Genomic DNA, 15283 nt, shown 5'->3' with positions numbered 1-15283 from the left:
TATCAATAAGATTCTTATTTTTGCGGTAACAACAACACAATTAATCATTACACGTGAAAAATTATTTTTCATCTTCTTTTAAATTGGGCGTTTTAGGTGGCGGTCAATTAGGTAGAATGCTACTTACCGAAACACAAAAACTTGATATTTACACGGTTATTTTAGACGGAAACTCTGAAGCGCCTTGTGCACAAATTTGCAACGAATTTCATCAAGGTGATTTGTTAGATTTTGACACTGTTTACAACTTTGGAAAACAAGTAGATTTACTTACTATAGAAATTGAAAACGTAAACATTGATGCGCTTGACAAATTAGAAGCAGAAGGTTTAACCATTTATCCAAAGCCTAAAAACTTACGCATCATTCAAAACAAAGCTGCTCAAAAAAAGTTTTACAAAGATCACGATATCCCTACCGCTCCTTTTAATCACTATGCTTATTTAGAAGAATTAAAACATTCCTACGAAAATAATATTATCAATTTTCCTTTTGTATGGAAATCAGCTCGATTCGGTTACGATGGAAACGGGGTTAAAATTGTTCGCTCAATCGAAGATTTAGAAAGTTTACCTACGGGTGAATGTATTACAGAACAACTCATTCCTTTTAAAAACGAACTAGCTGTAATTGTTGCCAGAAATAAACAAGGAGAAATTAAAACATATCCAGTGGTTGAAATGGAGTTTCACCCAGAAGCCAATCAAGTAGAATATGTAATTTGTCCTGCTCGTATTGATGAAGCTGTAGCTAAAAAAGCGCGTGAAGTTGCTTTAAAAGTTGCCGATGCTTTCGATTTTGTTGGTTTGTTAGCTGTGGAAATGTTTCAGACAGAAAATAATGAAATCTTAGTAAATGAAGTTGCTCCAAGAACTCATAACTCTGGACATTATTCTATTGAAGCAAGTTATACCAATCAATTTGAACAACATTTACGAAGTATTTTAAACCTTCCGTTAGGAAATACCGAAAGTAAAGTTGCTGGTATTATGGTAAATTTGGTGGGAGCTGAAGGATATACTGGTGAGGTAGTTTACAAAAACATTGAAGAAATCTTAAAGGTCGATGGCGTAACCCCGCATATCTACGGAAAGAAAACAACCAAACCTTTCCGTAAAATGGGACACGTAACTATTGTGAATGAAGATATTAATGAAGCGAGAAAAGTTGCCCAACAAGTAAAAGAAACTATTAAAGTAATAGCAAAATAACCTCTCGACTACGCTCGAGGTGACAAAACATAAAATTATGGTAGGAATTATCATGGGAAGCGATTCTGATCTTCCAATAATGCAAGAAGCAATTGATATTTTAGAGAGTTTTGATATTCAAGTTGAAGTAGATATTGTGTCTGCTCACAGAACTCCTGAGAAATTATTCGATTATGCTAATAACGCACACAAAAGAGGTGTTAAAGTTATTGTTGCAGGTGCTGGTGGTGCAGCTCACTTACCTGGTATGGTCGCTAGTATGAGTCCGTTACCTGTAATTGGTGTTCCTGTAAAAAGTAGAAACTCTATTGATGGTTGGGATTCTGTTTTATCCATTCTTCAAATGCCTGGGGGCGTTCCTGTTGCAACTGTTGCTTTAGACGGCGCAAAAAATGCGGGAATTTTAGCGGCACAAATTATTGGAGCCTCAGACAAATGTGTGTTAGATAAAATTATCGCTTACAAAGAAGGCTTAAAACTAAAGGTTGAACAAGCTTCTGAAAGAGTAAAAAAATAATAGTACTTTAGTACTCTAAATACCGAAACCTCACAAATACCTCTGTGAGGTTTCTTCAATTTTAAAAACAGAATTTTATGACTAAGAATCCGTTATTACAAGATTTTAATACGCCTCCTTTCTCAAAAATAAAAGAAGAAAACTATAAACCTGCCATTCAAAAAGCCATAGAATTAGCAAAAGAAGAAATAAATTCTATTATAACAAATACAGAAGCTCCTACTTTTAAAAATACAACAGAAGCTTTAGATTATGTAGGTGAAAAATTAGATAGAGTTACTTCAATTTTTTTCAATTTGAATTCTGCCGAAACCAACAAAGAAATTCAAGAAATAGCGAAAGATATTTCTCCTTGGTTAAGTGAATTTAAAAATGACATGATTTTAAATGAAAACTTGTTTGCAAGAGTAAAAGCTGTTTATAATCAAAAAGACAGTTTAGAGTTAACTCCTGAACAAGACATCTTATTAGACAAGCAATACAAGGGATTTGCAAGAAACGGAGCTAACTTAAACGAAGAAGATAAAATTGAACTTCGTAAACTAGATGCAGAATTAGCTAAACTATCACTTCAATTCGGAGAACATGTTTTAGCTGAAACCAACTCGTATGAACTTTTGTTAACCAATGAAGAAGAAGTAGCTGGATTGCCTGAAAGCGCAAAAGAAGCCGCTAAATTGCTCGCGCAACAAAAAAACAAAGAAGGTTGGTTAATCACCTTAGATTACCCGAGTTATATTCCTTTTATGACCTATGCCGAAAATCGTGAATTGCGAAAAAAATTAGCGATTGCTATGGGGAAAAAAGGGTTTCAACAAAACGAATTTAACAATGAACAAGTTGTTTTAGATATCGTTAGACTCCGTCATAAACGTGCTAACTTATTAGGCTATAAAACGCATGCACATTTTGTTTTAGAAGAACGAATGGCAGAAACACCTGAGAAAGTTTTAGACTTTTTAAACGAACTTTTAGAAAAAGCAAAACCAGCTGCACTAAAAGAATTTAAGCATTTAGAAAAGTACGCTAAAAAATTAGACGGAATTGACCAGTTACAAAAATGGGACGGTGCTTTTTACGCTGAAAAATTAAAAAAAGAGCTTTTTAGTTTAGATCAAGAATTACTGAAACCTTATTTTAAATTAGAAAATGTTATTGATGGTGTTTTTGAAATATCCAATAAATTATTCGATTTACAATTTGAAGAAATTGATTCTATAGACAAATACCACGAAGATGTAAAAAGTTACAGTGTAACAGGCAAGCATGGAAACTTTATATCGTATCTGTATGCTGATTTTCATCCAAGACCAGGTAAGCGTAATGGCGCGTGGATGACATCTTACAAATCGCAACAAATTAAAAACGAGGTAAACGAGCGTCCGCAAGTTTCAATAGTATGTAATTTTACCAAACCTACCGAAACAAAACCATCATTATTAACTTTTAACGAAGTTACTACCTTGTTTCATGAGTTTGGACACGCATTACATGGTATGTTAGCAAACACTACTTATGGAAGTTTATCAGGAACTTCGGTTTCTTGGGATTTTGTGGAATTACCAAGTCAGGTTTTAGAAAACTGGTGCTACGAAAAAGAAGCGTTAGAATTGTTTGCAAAACATTACGAAACAGGAGAATTGATTCCTATGGAATATGTTGAAAAAATTAAAGAGTCTGCAAGTTTCCATGAAGGAATGCAAACCTTACGTCAGTTAAGTTTTGGGTTGTTAGACATGTCATGGCACGCAGGCGAGTCGCCTGAGACAATTACTTCTGTAAAAGAATTTGAATTAGCAGCTTTTGAAAACACCAAATTATATCCTGATGTAGTTGAAAATTGCATGAGTACTTCTTTCTCTCATATTTTTCAAGGAGGATATTCTGCAGGGTATTACTCTTATAAATGGGCAGAAGTTTTAGATGCCGATGCTTTTGAATATTTTAAAGAAAAAGGAATTTTTAATATAGAAGTCGCTCAAAAATTCAAAAACAACGTATTGTCTAAAGGTGGTACCGAAAAACCTATGGATTTATACGTTCGTTTTAGAGGTAAAGAACCAAACTCTGATGCTTTACTAAAACGTGCTGGGTTAATTAACAATAATTAACAGTAAAAGATTTTTAAAATATAATCTAGTCCCTATTTTTACAAGAAATTATTCTGTATGAAAAAGGGACTTTTTATTTTATATCTATTCTTTTCTACGCTAATATTTTCTCAAGTCCATGTTCAAGGAAATGTAGTATCAAACACCAATGAACCTTTAGAAGGCGCTTCGGTATATTTTAACAATACTACCATTGGCTCTATTACCAATTCTGAAGGAAATTTTGAATTAAAAGCTAAAGAGGGAAGCTATACTTTAGTAGTTTCCTTTTTAGGTTATAAAACAAAACAGCTTCAAGTAACTTCAATAAACAATACGCAAAGAATAAATATTAAGCTTGAAGAAGAAGACAATCTTTTAAATGAAGTTGTCATTAAAAAAATTGTGTATGACGATACTTGGAAGTACAATTTATCACAATTTAAACAAGCTTTTTTGGGAAGAAGTAAACTAGCATCAGAATGTAAAATAATAAATGAAAAAGACATTTATTTTGACTATAACCCTAAAACAAATACGTTTAAAACTTTTTGCAAACAGCCATTACAAATAAAACATCAAGGGTTAGGGTATAAAATCACCTATGATTTAGCTGAGTTTACACTTCAAAACAACCAACTTTTTTTTAGTGGATATGCGAAATACGAGAATTTAAAATCATTTATTAAAAACAAATGGAGAAAGAACAGGTTAGAAACCTTTAATGGTTCACAAATGCATTTTTTACGAAGCTTACTATCTCAAAACTTAAAAAAAGATGGTTTTGTAATTAATCAGTTTAAGCGAGTTTTAAATCGAGACAGACCTTCTGAAGAAAAAATACAATTAGCCAGAGAACTTTTTATGCTTACTAGTGAACCTATAGATATATCTAAACACATTCCTAATCCTATAACTCCTTTAGACAGCGCTATTGTAGTATTACAAAAAGCTAAACTGCCAAAACACCGAGATTACTTATATAAGAGAAATGTAGATTACCCTGAGATGTTTTCAACAGTAAACAACACTAATTATTTAGACTTTAACGATTATTTAATGGTTATTTACACCAGAGAAATCGAAGAAGACAATTATTTAGTAGGAACCTTCGGTAAACGAAAAAAAGCTAGTGGCGTACAAACTTCTTACATCGTATTATTAGATGGTAAATCAGAAATTGACCCTAGCGGTATATTAATAAATCCGAATGCTGTTTTTAACGAAGGTTATTGGGGATTTGAAGCTTTTGCAAATATGCTTCCGTTAGATTATCAACCAACAAAAAATTAATCTTTATTCTTCTCTTCAATCCACTTACTCATGTATTTAGTGGCTTGTACTGTTTGGTGTTGCAATAAACTACCAAAAAAATTATGTGTTCGATGATTTTGTAGATTCTCTTGAAGTTCAGTTATTCTATTTATGAAAAGGCTTGACAATTCTTCTTTATCATACAACTGATTAATGATTTCAATTCCCTTTTGTTGAGATTTCTTCCAGAGAATATCATACGAATACAATTCCACTGCTTTCTCAGCAAACTTTGTATAATCATCTTCCACAAAACCATTCCACGGTAAATTGGCATGCATTCCTTCTGCTCCGATTGATGTTGTTATACTTGGTGTTCCGCACATCATTGCCTCGGTTAGTTTTCCTTTTATACCTGCTCCAAAACGTAGTGGTGCTAATACTACACGTGCTTTTTTAACCACTTCTAAAGCATCATCAGCAAAACCTTTTACTACAAACCCTTCTGTTGGTTTATGCAATTGTTGAATTTGTTGAGTTGCATACGCACCGTAAATGTGTAACTCTGCTTTTGGTAATTGCTTTCGTATATGTTTCCAAATTATTTTTAATTGCAAAACAGCATCAACATTAGGTGCATGAAAGAAGTTCCCTATAAAAACAAAATGTTCACGCTCTTCAAAAGGCAACCAACTTTTAATCATTGTATCTTCAATTTTATCTAGTAAGAACGGAAGGTGATACAACACATTTTCATCTATTTTAAAAGTTTCCTGAAGTAACTTCTTTTCATACGAAGAAATAATCAAACTTACATCACAACGTAAAATAGCAGCGATTTCTCGTTTAGCTTCGTCTGATTGTAATAAAGCCTTCTTGGTAAACTCTTCTCTTTTTTTTACTAATTGCTGACGAACTTTTCGTAAAAAATGTAAATCTTCGGTATCTAAAACTCGTAAAGCATTCGGACAATTTTCAGCAACACGCCAACCAAATTGTTCTTCCATCATAAATCGATCAAACACTACAATACTTGGGTTTAACTCAGCAACAAACTCATCAAATGAAACATTGTTTAATTCAATAGAAACTTCAGCAATTCCTAATTCTTGTAAGCTTAATGTGTTCTCGGTTTTTTGAGCAGGAGTCGCAAACGTAATTTCATACTTCTCTTTTAAAAACAACTCAAGTAACTGTAACATTCTGTTACCTGCCCCAGTTGTTTTCTCTACCCAAACACACCCTATTATTAACAATTTCTTCATACAATTTTCAAAGGTAAAACAAATCTTATCAATAATCTCATTTCAAATAAATGAGGATTTTAAGCTACATACTTATAAAAAGCATTGACTATTGTTCTACGATTAAAACAAATCTCAAATCGTTCATGGCTAATCAACTAGATTGTGTAATTTTGCAGTTATTATTCTGAAAAACACAAAACAAACATAACTCATGAAATACGATGTTATCGTTATTGGTTCTGGACCTGGTGGATATATTTCTGCTATCAGAGCTGCACAATTAGGTTCTAAAGTGGCAATTATTGAAAAATATTCAACTTTAGGAGGAACTTGTTTAAATGTTGGATGTATTCCATCAAAAGCTTTATTAGATTCTTCTCATCATTATTACGATGCGGTTCATCATTTTGAAGAGCATGGTATTTCTGTTGAAAAACCATCTTTCGACTTTGGAAAAATGGTAGCACGTAAAGCAAATGTAGTAGAAACTACAACTGGTGGAATTAAATATTTAATGGACAAAAACAATATTGATGTTTTTGAAGGTTTAGGTTCTTTTGAAGATGCTACGCATGTAAAAGTTACTAAAAATGATGGTTCATCAGAAGTAATTGAAGGAACAAACATTATTATTGCTACAGGTTCTAAACCATCTTCGTTACCATTTATTTCTATTGATAAAGAGCGTGTAATCACTTCTACCGAAGCTTTAAAATTAAAAGAAGTACCTAAACACTTATTAGTAATTGGTGGTGGTGTTATCGGATTAGAATTAGGATCGGTTTACAAGCGCTTAGGTGCTGACGTAACTGTGATTGAATACGCTCCTACAATTACTCCTACAATGGATAAAGATGTTTCTAAAGAACTTACGAAAGTTTTAAAGAAACAAGGAATGAAGTTCAACGTAAGTCACGGAGTTACTTCTGTTGAAAGAAACGGAGAGGAAGTTATTGTAAAAGCTACCAACAAAAAAGGTGAAGAAGTTACTTTTACTGGAGATTACTGTTTAGTATCGGTAGGTCGTCGTCCGTACACAGAAGGGTTAGCTTTAGAAAAAGCAGGTGTAAAAGTTACCGAAAGAGGAATGGTTGAAGTAAACGACCATTTACAAACCAACGTTTCTAACATTTATGCTATTGGTGATGTTGTTCGTGGAGCAATGTTAGCGCACAAAGCAGAAGAAGAAGGTGTGGTAGTTGCTGAATATTTAGCAGGACAAAAACCACATATCGATTATAATTTAATTCCAGGGATTGTTTACACATGGCCAGAGGTAGCTGCGGTAGGTAAAACAGAACAAGAATTAAAAGAGGCAAAAGTAGATTACAAAGTTGGAAAATTCTCAATGCGTGCATTAGGTCGTTCTCGTGCGAGTGGAGATATTGACGGATTTGTAAAAGTAATTGCTGATAAAAATACCGATGAAGTATTAGGAGTTCATATGGTAGGTGCTCGTGTTGCTGATTTAATTATGGAAGCAGCCGTAGCAATGGAATACAGAGCTTCTGCGGAAGATTTAGCGCGTATTTGTCATGGACACCCAACTTACTCTGAAGCGGTTAAAGAAGCTGCTAAAGCAGCTTGGGACGGACAACCTTTAAATGCTTAAAACGGATTTGCGAAATTTTAAAAGTTGCAGCAATCGTAATATTTTAAAAAGCAATCTCAAATGAGGTTGCTTTTTTTGTACCTTTAAATAAAAATCAATTGAAGAACAAAGGATTATTCTCTTACGGAAAAGTATTTGCTTACCTTACTATATTATTATGTTTTTCTCCCTATTATCTTATCTTCTTTACCACAACCTATATTATTTGCTTAATCTTATTTTGGTTTTCATCTGAAAGCTACAAAAAGAAAATAACTTGGTCTATTCTACCTATTGCATTAGGAATTAGTTTTATGGTTATTATCAACTTAATTCATCATCAATATTTAAAACATAAATCTCTTAAGCTAGAAATAGTGTTAGAAGAAAATTTTGAAGGAGAAATTTTAATTTTTGACAATATAAAATGTGGACAACCAAAATATATAAAAAATGGTAGATATATTCTACATGTTCCTGAAAATGGTGTCTTATATTACTCAGGAGATCTTACAAATGAAGGATATATAGATAATATTTTTAAACGCAAAAAGGGAGATTCTTTAATTCAAGTTCCGAATTTAAATAACTCGATGTTTTGGAAAAGCTCTAAAGAAAGTAGTAATTCTTCTTATTCTAAAAACACCCTTGGGGTTTTTAACATTATTCATTTTTTAAATCATACCGAAAAATTAAAACCTCCGGAAAAATTTATTTTGACATCTAAAAACTTACTCGATTCTTTAAATTGGCATGCAAAAATTCAACACAAATTAGAAAATTTAGACTCAAATCCCTGTAAATAAAAAATCCCGAACTAAATAGTTCGGGGTTTTTTATATGTATGACGTTTTTTCTTATTGAATTCCGTAGAAAAAACTCATGTTGTCTTCGATTTCAGACACTTTTTTAATTGCTTCGTATACCTAAGACATACTCTTTCTTTCACTTGCAATACGCTTTCTAAACATATCGTAGTTTGGTAATCTTGCTGGTGTTTCTTTATTTTCAACTATAAAAGTAATCTCTTTTGAAGTTACTTATATTTTTTAGGCATTATTATTGATAAAAAATTAGTTTTTAAATTTAAAAAAGATATGAAAAAACTAATTACACTACTTTTAATTATTATTGCTACAAAAACTTTTTCTCAAAAACAAAAGCTAGAATTATTTTCAAAAAATGCTATAAGTTTTTATTCTCCTGCACCTTCTCAAAACTTGATTTTAGACAACGAAATATCATTATACATTAACTCTTTTGGTAATACTTTTGACTGTGGAAACGACACTTCTTTTGGAGCATGTATTTTTGGAAATATAATCACTATATTTTCTGCATTTGAAGTTTCTGCTGGATTTGATACTTTTTTTGGAAATTTTGATTCCCCAACAATTCAACCTAAAATAAGCTTCTATTTACGACCTTTTTATTATACAAAGATAGGAGCTACTTTTAGCACAAAACACCCAAGTTTTAATTTTGGGTTTACAATTCCAATCAAAAATATTATGATTGAGTTATTATACAAAGATGTTAAAGACTATAATGAAAATTTCTACTCTGAAAGTTTTAATTTAAGTAGATATCAGATAGGAATCATGATACCTCTAAATTAGAACATAAATTAAATTTTGATTTACAAATACTTATATTCAAATATATTACCTAATGATTTTAGAATCCAGTATGTTTATAAAATAAAAAATCCCGAACTAAATAGTTCGAGATTTTTTATATGTATGACGTTATTTCTTATTGAATTCCGTAGAAAGAACTCATGTTATCTTCGATATCAGACGCTTTTTTAATTGCTTCGTATATCTGGAAAGATTTACTCTTTCTTTCACTTGCAATACGCTTTCTAAACGTATCGTAGTTTGGTAAAGCAGTTGGTAATTCTTTGCTTTCTACAACAAAAGCAAATACTCCTTTATCTCCTGCAATATTCTTAACCACTTCGTTTTCTTTAGCGTTCATCATTGCTCCTACTACTTTAGGCTCGAAACCTACTCCTGAAATAGTTGGCGATTTAAAGTTAACATCTGTAGCAACTCTAACTGATTGACTTACCGACTTAGCGATTTCTTCTAAAGTAGCTCCGCTAATTTTATCTTCAATCATTTTTGCTTTTCTTTCGTTTGTTAAGATAGGACGCACTCTTGAAATTGCATTATCAACAGGCATTAATCCTTTAGCAGTTTTAGCTAATAATACTGCAACTACATAACCACCATCAATATCAAAACGCTTGTAGCTTCCTTCTTCAGTTTCTTTATCAAAAGCCCAAGAAACGATTTGTCTTTCGTTACCAACACCTGGTACATTTTCATCTAACGATTTAATTCCTACAGCTGGTAAGGAAGTTAAACTCTTTTCTTTTACTGCTTCATCGAAATTTTTACCGTTAGCTAATTCTAAAGCAAATGTTTCAGCATCTTGGAAAACTGCATTTTCTGTAGTTTCAGAAGCTACTATCTTACGTCCGTAAGTAGCTAACTTAACAACTGATTGGAAGTTCTTTTGTCCGTCGATTTTAATAACATGGAATCCAAATGGAGATTTTACAACTCCCATATCTCCTTTTTTTCCTTCGAAAACGAAATCTCTAAAAGAAGGTACCATTCTGTTATATGCAAACCAATCGTAGAAACCACCTTTTTCAGCAGAACCTTTATCAGAAGACATTTCTTTAGCTAAATCTGCAAATTTAGATTTATCAGCTTTTACAACTGCTAATAAACTATCTGCCGTTTTCTTAGCTTCTTCTTCAGTTTTAACTACAGTAGCATCTGCACTTGAAGCGCCAACAAAAGGAATTAAGATATGGCTTGCTTGCGCTGAATCTGGTAATTGAGCAACCTCAGTAATTTTAGATAACTTAAAGAAATCAGCATCTTTATAAGGTCCAAAAACATCTCCTTCTTTTCCGTTGAAAATATCTTCAGCAATTACCTGAGGTACTTGTACTTTAAATTTATAGTTTTTATCTAATGTTAAGTCTGAAGCATTTTCTTCAAAAAACAATAAATAATCTGTTGTATTTTTTAATCCTTTAACAGGAGTGTTGTTTACTTCTGAATCTTCAATTAAACTAGCAACTTCAGCTTTAATAGCTTCTTCGTCTTCTTTAGTTGGTTGAATATCAAATCTTACTAAATTAATATCTCTTGAAGCTTCAACTTGAAAAGCATCTTGGTGCTTGTTAATGTAGTTTTCTACATCACTTTTCTTTAAGGTAACTAAACTATCAGCAATTGTAGTATAAGGCACATACACATACTTACCAGAAACTTTCGTGTTTTCTGTCATGTATTGTGCTTCTCCTTCTTTTAAAGAAGCCCCTAAACCTGCTGCTACTAAGTTATCGTAAGTAGTTTTTTCGATGTTATTTTTTAAAGAAGACATGTAGTTTTGCCATGCAGCCCACTCTTGATTTTTTTCTTCTTTAATAGTAGCTAAGTGCTCTTTTAATTTGTTTTTATCAAAAATACCAGAAGTTTGAAATCTTGGATCTGCTTGGATAGATGGAGACTCATAAATAGCATTCATGATATCAGCTTCACCAACAGTAATTCCTGCTTCTTCTAATTGCGCTTTATATATTTTTTGACGAAGTAAGTTATTCCATACAGTTTTTGCTGCTTGCATTTCAGAAACTCTGTTTCCTGTTTGTGCTTTGTAAGCATCTAATGCTTCAGCAAATTCTTGACGAGAAATAGTTTCGCCATTTACTTCACCTACTTGGTTTACTTTATTTGCACTAAAAAAATCTGAAATTGTAGAAGGGTCTAATACAAAAGCAAAAAGTGCTAAACCTATTACAAGAATTAAGAACATTGAACGTTCTCTAATTTTCGATAAAATTGCCATACGTCATTTATTTTATTAACAGTGTGCGAAAATACAATTTCATAGTAAATAATGCAATGTTTTTTTACGCTGTTTTTGAGGAAGTTCTCTCGTAGAAATGTAGTTGCGTTAATCTGCTTTATTGGTTACTTTAAAGTAGATATCATCAATTTTAGTTGCGCTTACTTTTAAGATTTTAATTTGAAAGTTTTCTATATGTAAAACTTCATCTTGTTCTGGTATGGTTTCGGTATGATCTAAAATAAAACCACCAAGTGTTTCGTAAGCTTCTTCTTTAGGAATATTCAGCCCGTATTCTTCATTTAAATAATCCACCTCTAAGCGTGCAGAAAATTTATATTCGTTTTCATTAATTTTTTCTTCTAGCAACTGTTGTGTATCATGCTCATCTTCAATCTCTCCAAACAATTCCTCTACAATATCTTCTACCGTAATAATTCCTGAAGTTCCTCCATACTCGTCAACCACAACCGCAATACTTTTACGTTTTTTTATCAAACCGTTAAGTACATCGTTGATAATCATTGACTCTGGAACAAACTCTACAGGCAATAGAATAGATTTTATTGAACGTGGTTTTTTAAACAATTCAAAAGCGTTTACATACCCTAAAATATCGTCTAATGAATTTTTATAAACTAGGATTTTTGACAAACCAGTGGTGATGAACATTTTTTTAAGATTACTTACCGATTCGTGTAAATCTACCGCATAAATCTCTGTTCTAGGCACCATAATTTCGCGTGCTTTAACCTTGTGAAATTCTAACGCGTTTTGGAAAATTTGTATTTCTGAATCTACTTCTTCTTCATCATTTCCTCCGTCTAATTGCTCTGAAATATAGTTACCTAATTCTTCTTTGCTAAATTCTGTTTGAATCTCATCTTCTTTTGTTCTAAAGAATACACGTAAACAGAAATCAGAGATTTTGGTAATTACCCAAGTAATTCCGTAAAAAAACACGTAAAAGATATAGGCAGGAATTGCAAAAATCTTTAAAATTTCATTGGCATAAATCCTGAAAATAGCTTTCGGCAAAAACTCAGCTGTAACCAGAATAATTACTGTTGAAATAAGTGTTTGTGTTAGTAAACTTATATCGGAAAGTATATAATTTACCAAGGCAAAATCTGAAGGCAAAAATGATTGAAACCAACGCATTAACAATTCTCCCATAAAATAACTATACACAACTAATGCTACGTTATTACCCACCAACATTGTGGTGATAAATTTGGAAGATTTTTCGGTTAACTTGGTTAAGATTTTAGGAACAATTCCCTCTCGCTTTTTTTCTAGCTCAATATGAAGTTTGTTCGCCGAAATAAAGGCTATTTCCATACCTGAAAAAAAGGCTGAAAATAGAATAGAAGCAAAAATAATAATGACTTCGGGATGCATTAACCTTGTTGATTTCTTTTTTCAATTTTTCTTCTAAAATGTCTTTTAAAGAAGAAAATTAATATGATAAAGATAGCAAATCCGAACATAATAAATGCTTCTTCTCTATCGGAATTCCATTTTAAAATTCCTTCAACAAAAAAAATGACACCTACTACAAGGTATCCGTATTGTAAATATTTCCAAAGAGTGTTCATTAAATATCTTTTTGTGTTGTTTCTATATCTCCTGTAATGTCTTTAGCCATCCATTTAGATAAATCTTCTTTTGATTCAAATCCGAAGCCGTTAATTACGCTTTCAGGAGTGGTAAAACGAAATCCGTCTTCAGTAAAAAAGTAGTGTTCTTTTTGATCCCAAAACAACTGATTGGTTTCTAATTTTGTTTGTTTTGAGTGATTGAGGATAACAACATTTCCTTTAATTTCTGAGATATTAGTGTTGTTATACGTTAATGCATAATTACCAGAAATTGTAGTTGAATCTGTTCCTGTTTTATCTATGGTAACAATTTCTATTCCTTTAGGAAATTCGTTATACGGATGCTCTTTTCTGTTTGAAAAATCATAAAAAACAGGTGCTTTTGTTTTAGACGTTATTCTACCTGAATCTTTATGAATATGATAAATATTTACCGCTGAACCTACGGGTAAGTTTTTATCAGCTAAAAAATCTCGTACTTCTTTTTTTGAATTGGTACAAGAAAAAAACATTGCTACCAAACAAATGGTAGCAATGCTATTTTGTATATGTGTTGCTTTTTTAAGCATTACAATTTATTAAGGTACACGAACTGTTTCTCCAATCCAACATCCAACTCTGTAGCTAGCTCCAGTAGCCATTCCTTTTTGGAATACTAACTTTTTAGATGGTACATTTTTCTTATAACTTGAAATGTATCTTCCTGCACCACAACCTGGATCTACTTGATTTGCTTTTAACGCTTTGTTTAAAGCTGCTACGTAAACCATTCTCTTTTCAAATTCGTCGCTACCACAAGAGTTTGCACTTCTTTGATATAAACTTGCAATGAATAAGTAAGCTTTACCCATGTTAGGATTGTACTTTAAAGCTTCGTATGCTAAAGCTCTTGCTCTTGCTCCGCTTGCTCCTTGAGCTTCTCTTAACTTATACTTAGCCTTTTTAAACGGATCTGTTTCTAAATCAAACGCTTTCTTTCTCATTTCAGCAGCTCCACTTCTATCTCCATTTTTAGCTAAAACCCCAGCTAAGAAGTTATATGCATCTGCAGATTGTGTTACTTTAGCGTATTCGTTAGCTAACTTTTCGAATAACGGATCAGTAGTACATTCTTTATTGTACATTCTTGATACTGCTCTCTTTAACCAAACACCATCAGTTTTCTTAGATTCAAAATCTCTAGAATAGATTGGTATTAATCTTTCACAAGTAGCTATTTTAGAAATTTTAGCATCTAAACCACCTTCAACCTGACCTAAAGAAGTAGAGTTAATAGTATAAGCTCTTAAGTTCTTTTGTTCTCTAGAACTGATTGTCCCTAAAGAATCTTTCTCTTGTAATTTAGCAATCTTCTTACTATAATCATCTAATTTTTCTTCTACAGACTCCATAACGTCATCATACGTATCAAATACTTTCTGAGGATCGTTATCTTGATGTTTTTCAGCTATAGCCTCAAAATATCTAAAGATATTTTTTACCCCCATATCTTTTGGAGAAATATTATAAGCTTTCTTTAAAATTTCAAAAACCTCATCTTCTGATGCTAATTTATTTTCCAGCAAATACTCTGCATAATCACTATGTGCTTTTGCTGGGTTTTTATCAGGAAAATTAGCCAATCTTGTTTCATAAACTTTTTTAGCTAATGCTGGATCTTTTAAATTCTCAGCTACTTTAGCTCCATATTTATATATGTTGATAGATAAACCTGCACAGTTATCTAATAAGTACTCTAAATCTGGTTTAGCTTGCGTATACTTTTTTGTAGTAGCATTACCTTTAAATAGGTTGTACTTAATATTACACTCTTGACTTGCTTGCGCTTTCGCTCCATTTACGGCTACAAACAAAAATAATCCTGTTAGTAAATACGTAATTTTTTTCATCGTTCTCGGT

Annotated in this window: 13 protein-coding genes; 7 read left to right on the top strand and 6 right to left on the bottom strand. The window is 32.1% G+C overall.

What is annotated here, in order from left to right; all coding sequences use genetic code 11:
• The first annotated feature begins 53 nt into the window (after positions 1–53).
• The 4 genes from ACKTST_RS02810 to ACKTST_RS02795 all read left to right on the top strand — a co-directional run bounded on the left by ACKTST_RS02810 (position 54) and on the right by ACKTST_RS02795 (position 5111).
• On the top strand, positions 54–1211 hold the full coding sequence (locus ACKTST_RS02810) for a 5-(carboxyamino)imidazole ribonucleotide synthase (RefSeq protein WP_408046280.1): 1158 nt from the start codon (positions 54–56) through the stop codon (positions 1209–1211).
• A gap of 37 nt (positions 1212–1248) precedes the next feature.
• The gene (purE, locus tag ACKTST_RS02805; protein WP_408046279.1) at positions 1249–1728 is read left to right on the top strand and encodes a 5-(carboxyamino)imidazole ribonucleotide mutase; all 480 of its coding nucleotides are present in this window, start codon (positions 1249–1251) and stop codon (positions 1726–1728) included.
• Positions 1729–1805: 77 nt separating this feature from the next.
• Entirely contained in the window at positions 1806–3839 is a 2034-nt protein-coding gene (locus tag ACKTST_RS02800; RefSeq protein WP_408046278.1) for a M3 family metallopeptidase, read from the top strand.
• A gap of 57 nt (positions 3840–3896) precedes the next feature.
• A complete protein-coding gene (locus tag ACKTST_RS02795) occupies positions 3897–5111 on the top strand; it encodes a carboxypeptidase-like regulatory domain-containing protein (RefSeq protein WP_408046277.1) in 1215 nt (404 codons plus the stop codon).
• Here ACKTST_RS02795 and ACKTST_RS02790 read toward each other — a convergent pair.
• Positions 5108–6337 carry a glycosyltransferase gene (locus ACKTST_RS02790; protein ID WP_408046276.1) on the bottom strand — a complete coding sequence of 410 codons (1230 nt, stop codon included), beginning with the start codon at positions 6335–6337 and terminating at the stop codon, positions 5108–5110. The two genes, ACKTST_RS02795 and ACKTST_RS02790, sit on opposite strands and share 4 nt — an antisense overlap.
• 193 nt (positions 6338–6530) lie before the next feature.
• On the opposite strand from ACKTST_RS02790, the gene lpdA reads away from it, so the two are divergent.
• The 3 genes from lpdA (at position 6531) to ACKTST_RS02775 (ending at position 9529) form a co-directional block, all read left to right on the top strand.
• Positions 6531–7931, top strand: a complete 1401-nt coding sequence (gene lpdA / locus ACKTST_RS02785; RefSeq protein WP_408046275.1) for a dihydrolipoyl dehydrogenase — start codon at positions 6531–6533, stop codon at positions 7929–7931.
• A 98-nt stretch (positions 7932–8029) separates the two neighbouring features.
• Positions 8030–8716: a hypothetical protein gene (locus ACKTST_RS02780; protein ID WP_408046274.1), complete on the top strand. Its 687-nt coding sequence runs from the start codon at positions 8030–8032 to the stop codon at positions 8714–8716.
• Positions 8717–9007: 291 nt separating this feature from the next.
• Complete coding sequence (locus tag ACKTST_RS02775; protein WP_408046273.1) at positions 9008–9529, top strand: hypothetical protein; 522 nt, start codon at positions 9008–9010, stop codon at positions 9527–9529.
• Positions 9530–9665: 136 nt separating this feature from the next.
• Here ACKTST_RS02775 and ACKTST_RS02770 read toward each other — a convergent pair whose 3' ends face one another.
• From ACKTST_RS02770 to ACKTST_RS02750, 5 genes are all read right to left on the bottom strand, one after another.
• Entirely contained in the window at positions 9666–11783 is a 2118-nt protein-coding gene (locus ACKTST_RS02770; RefSeq protein ID WP_408046272.1) for a peptidylprolyl isomerase, read from the bottom strand.
• 108 nt (positions 11784–11891) lie between these two features.
• Entirely contained in the window at positions 11892–13184 is a 1293-nt protein-coding gene (locus tag ACKTST_RS02765; RefSeq protein ID WP_408046271.1) for a hemolysin family protein, read from the bottom strand.
• Positions 13184–13381: a hypothetical protein gene (locus ACKTST_RS02760; RefSeq protein WP_408046270.1), complete on the bottom strand. Its 198-nt coding sequence runs from the start codon at positions 13379–13381 to the stop codon at positions 13184–13186. Before ACKTST_RS02760 ends, ACKTST_RS02765 begins: the two co-directional genes overlap by 1 nt.
• The gene (gene lptC, locus ACKTST_RS02755; RefSeq protein WP_408046269.1) at positions 13381–13953 is read right to left on the bottom strand and encodes an LPS export ABC transporter periplasmic protein LptC; all 573 of its coding nucleotides are present in this window, start codon (positions 13951–13953) and stop codon (positions 13381–13383) included. The genes ACKTST_RS02760 and lptC overlap by 1 nt, the downstream gene beginning before the upstream one ends.
• Before the next feature lie 9 nt (positions 13954–13962).
• Positions 13963–15273, bottom strand: a complete 1311-nt coding sequence (locus ACKTST_RS02750; RefSeq protein ID WP_408046268.1) for a hypothetical protein — start codon at positions 15271–15273, stop codon at positions 13963–13965.
• Between the last annotated feature and the right edge of the window lie 10 nt (positions 15274–15283).

Source organism: Tenacibaculum crassostreae, from assembly GCF_964512405.1.
Lineage (GTDB): Bacteria > Bacteroidota > Bacteroidia > Flavobacteriales > Flavobacteriaceae > Polaribacter > Polaribacter crassostreae.
The sequence above is the reverse complement of the archived record's forward strand: the minus strand, read 5'-3'. Positions and strand labels throughout refer to the sequence as shown.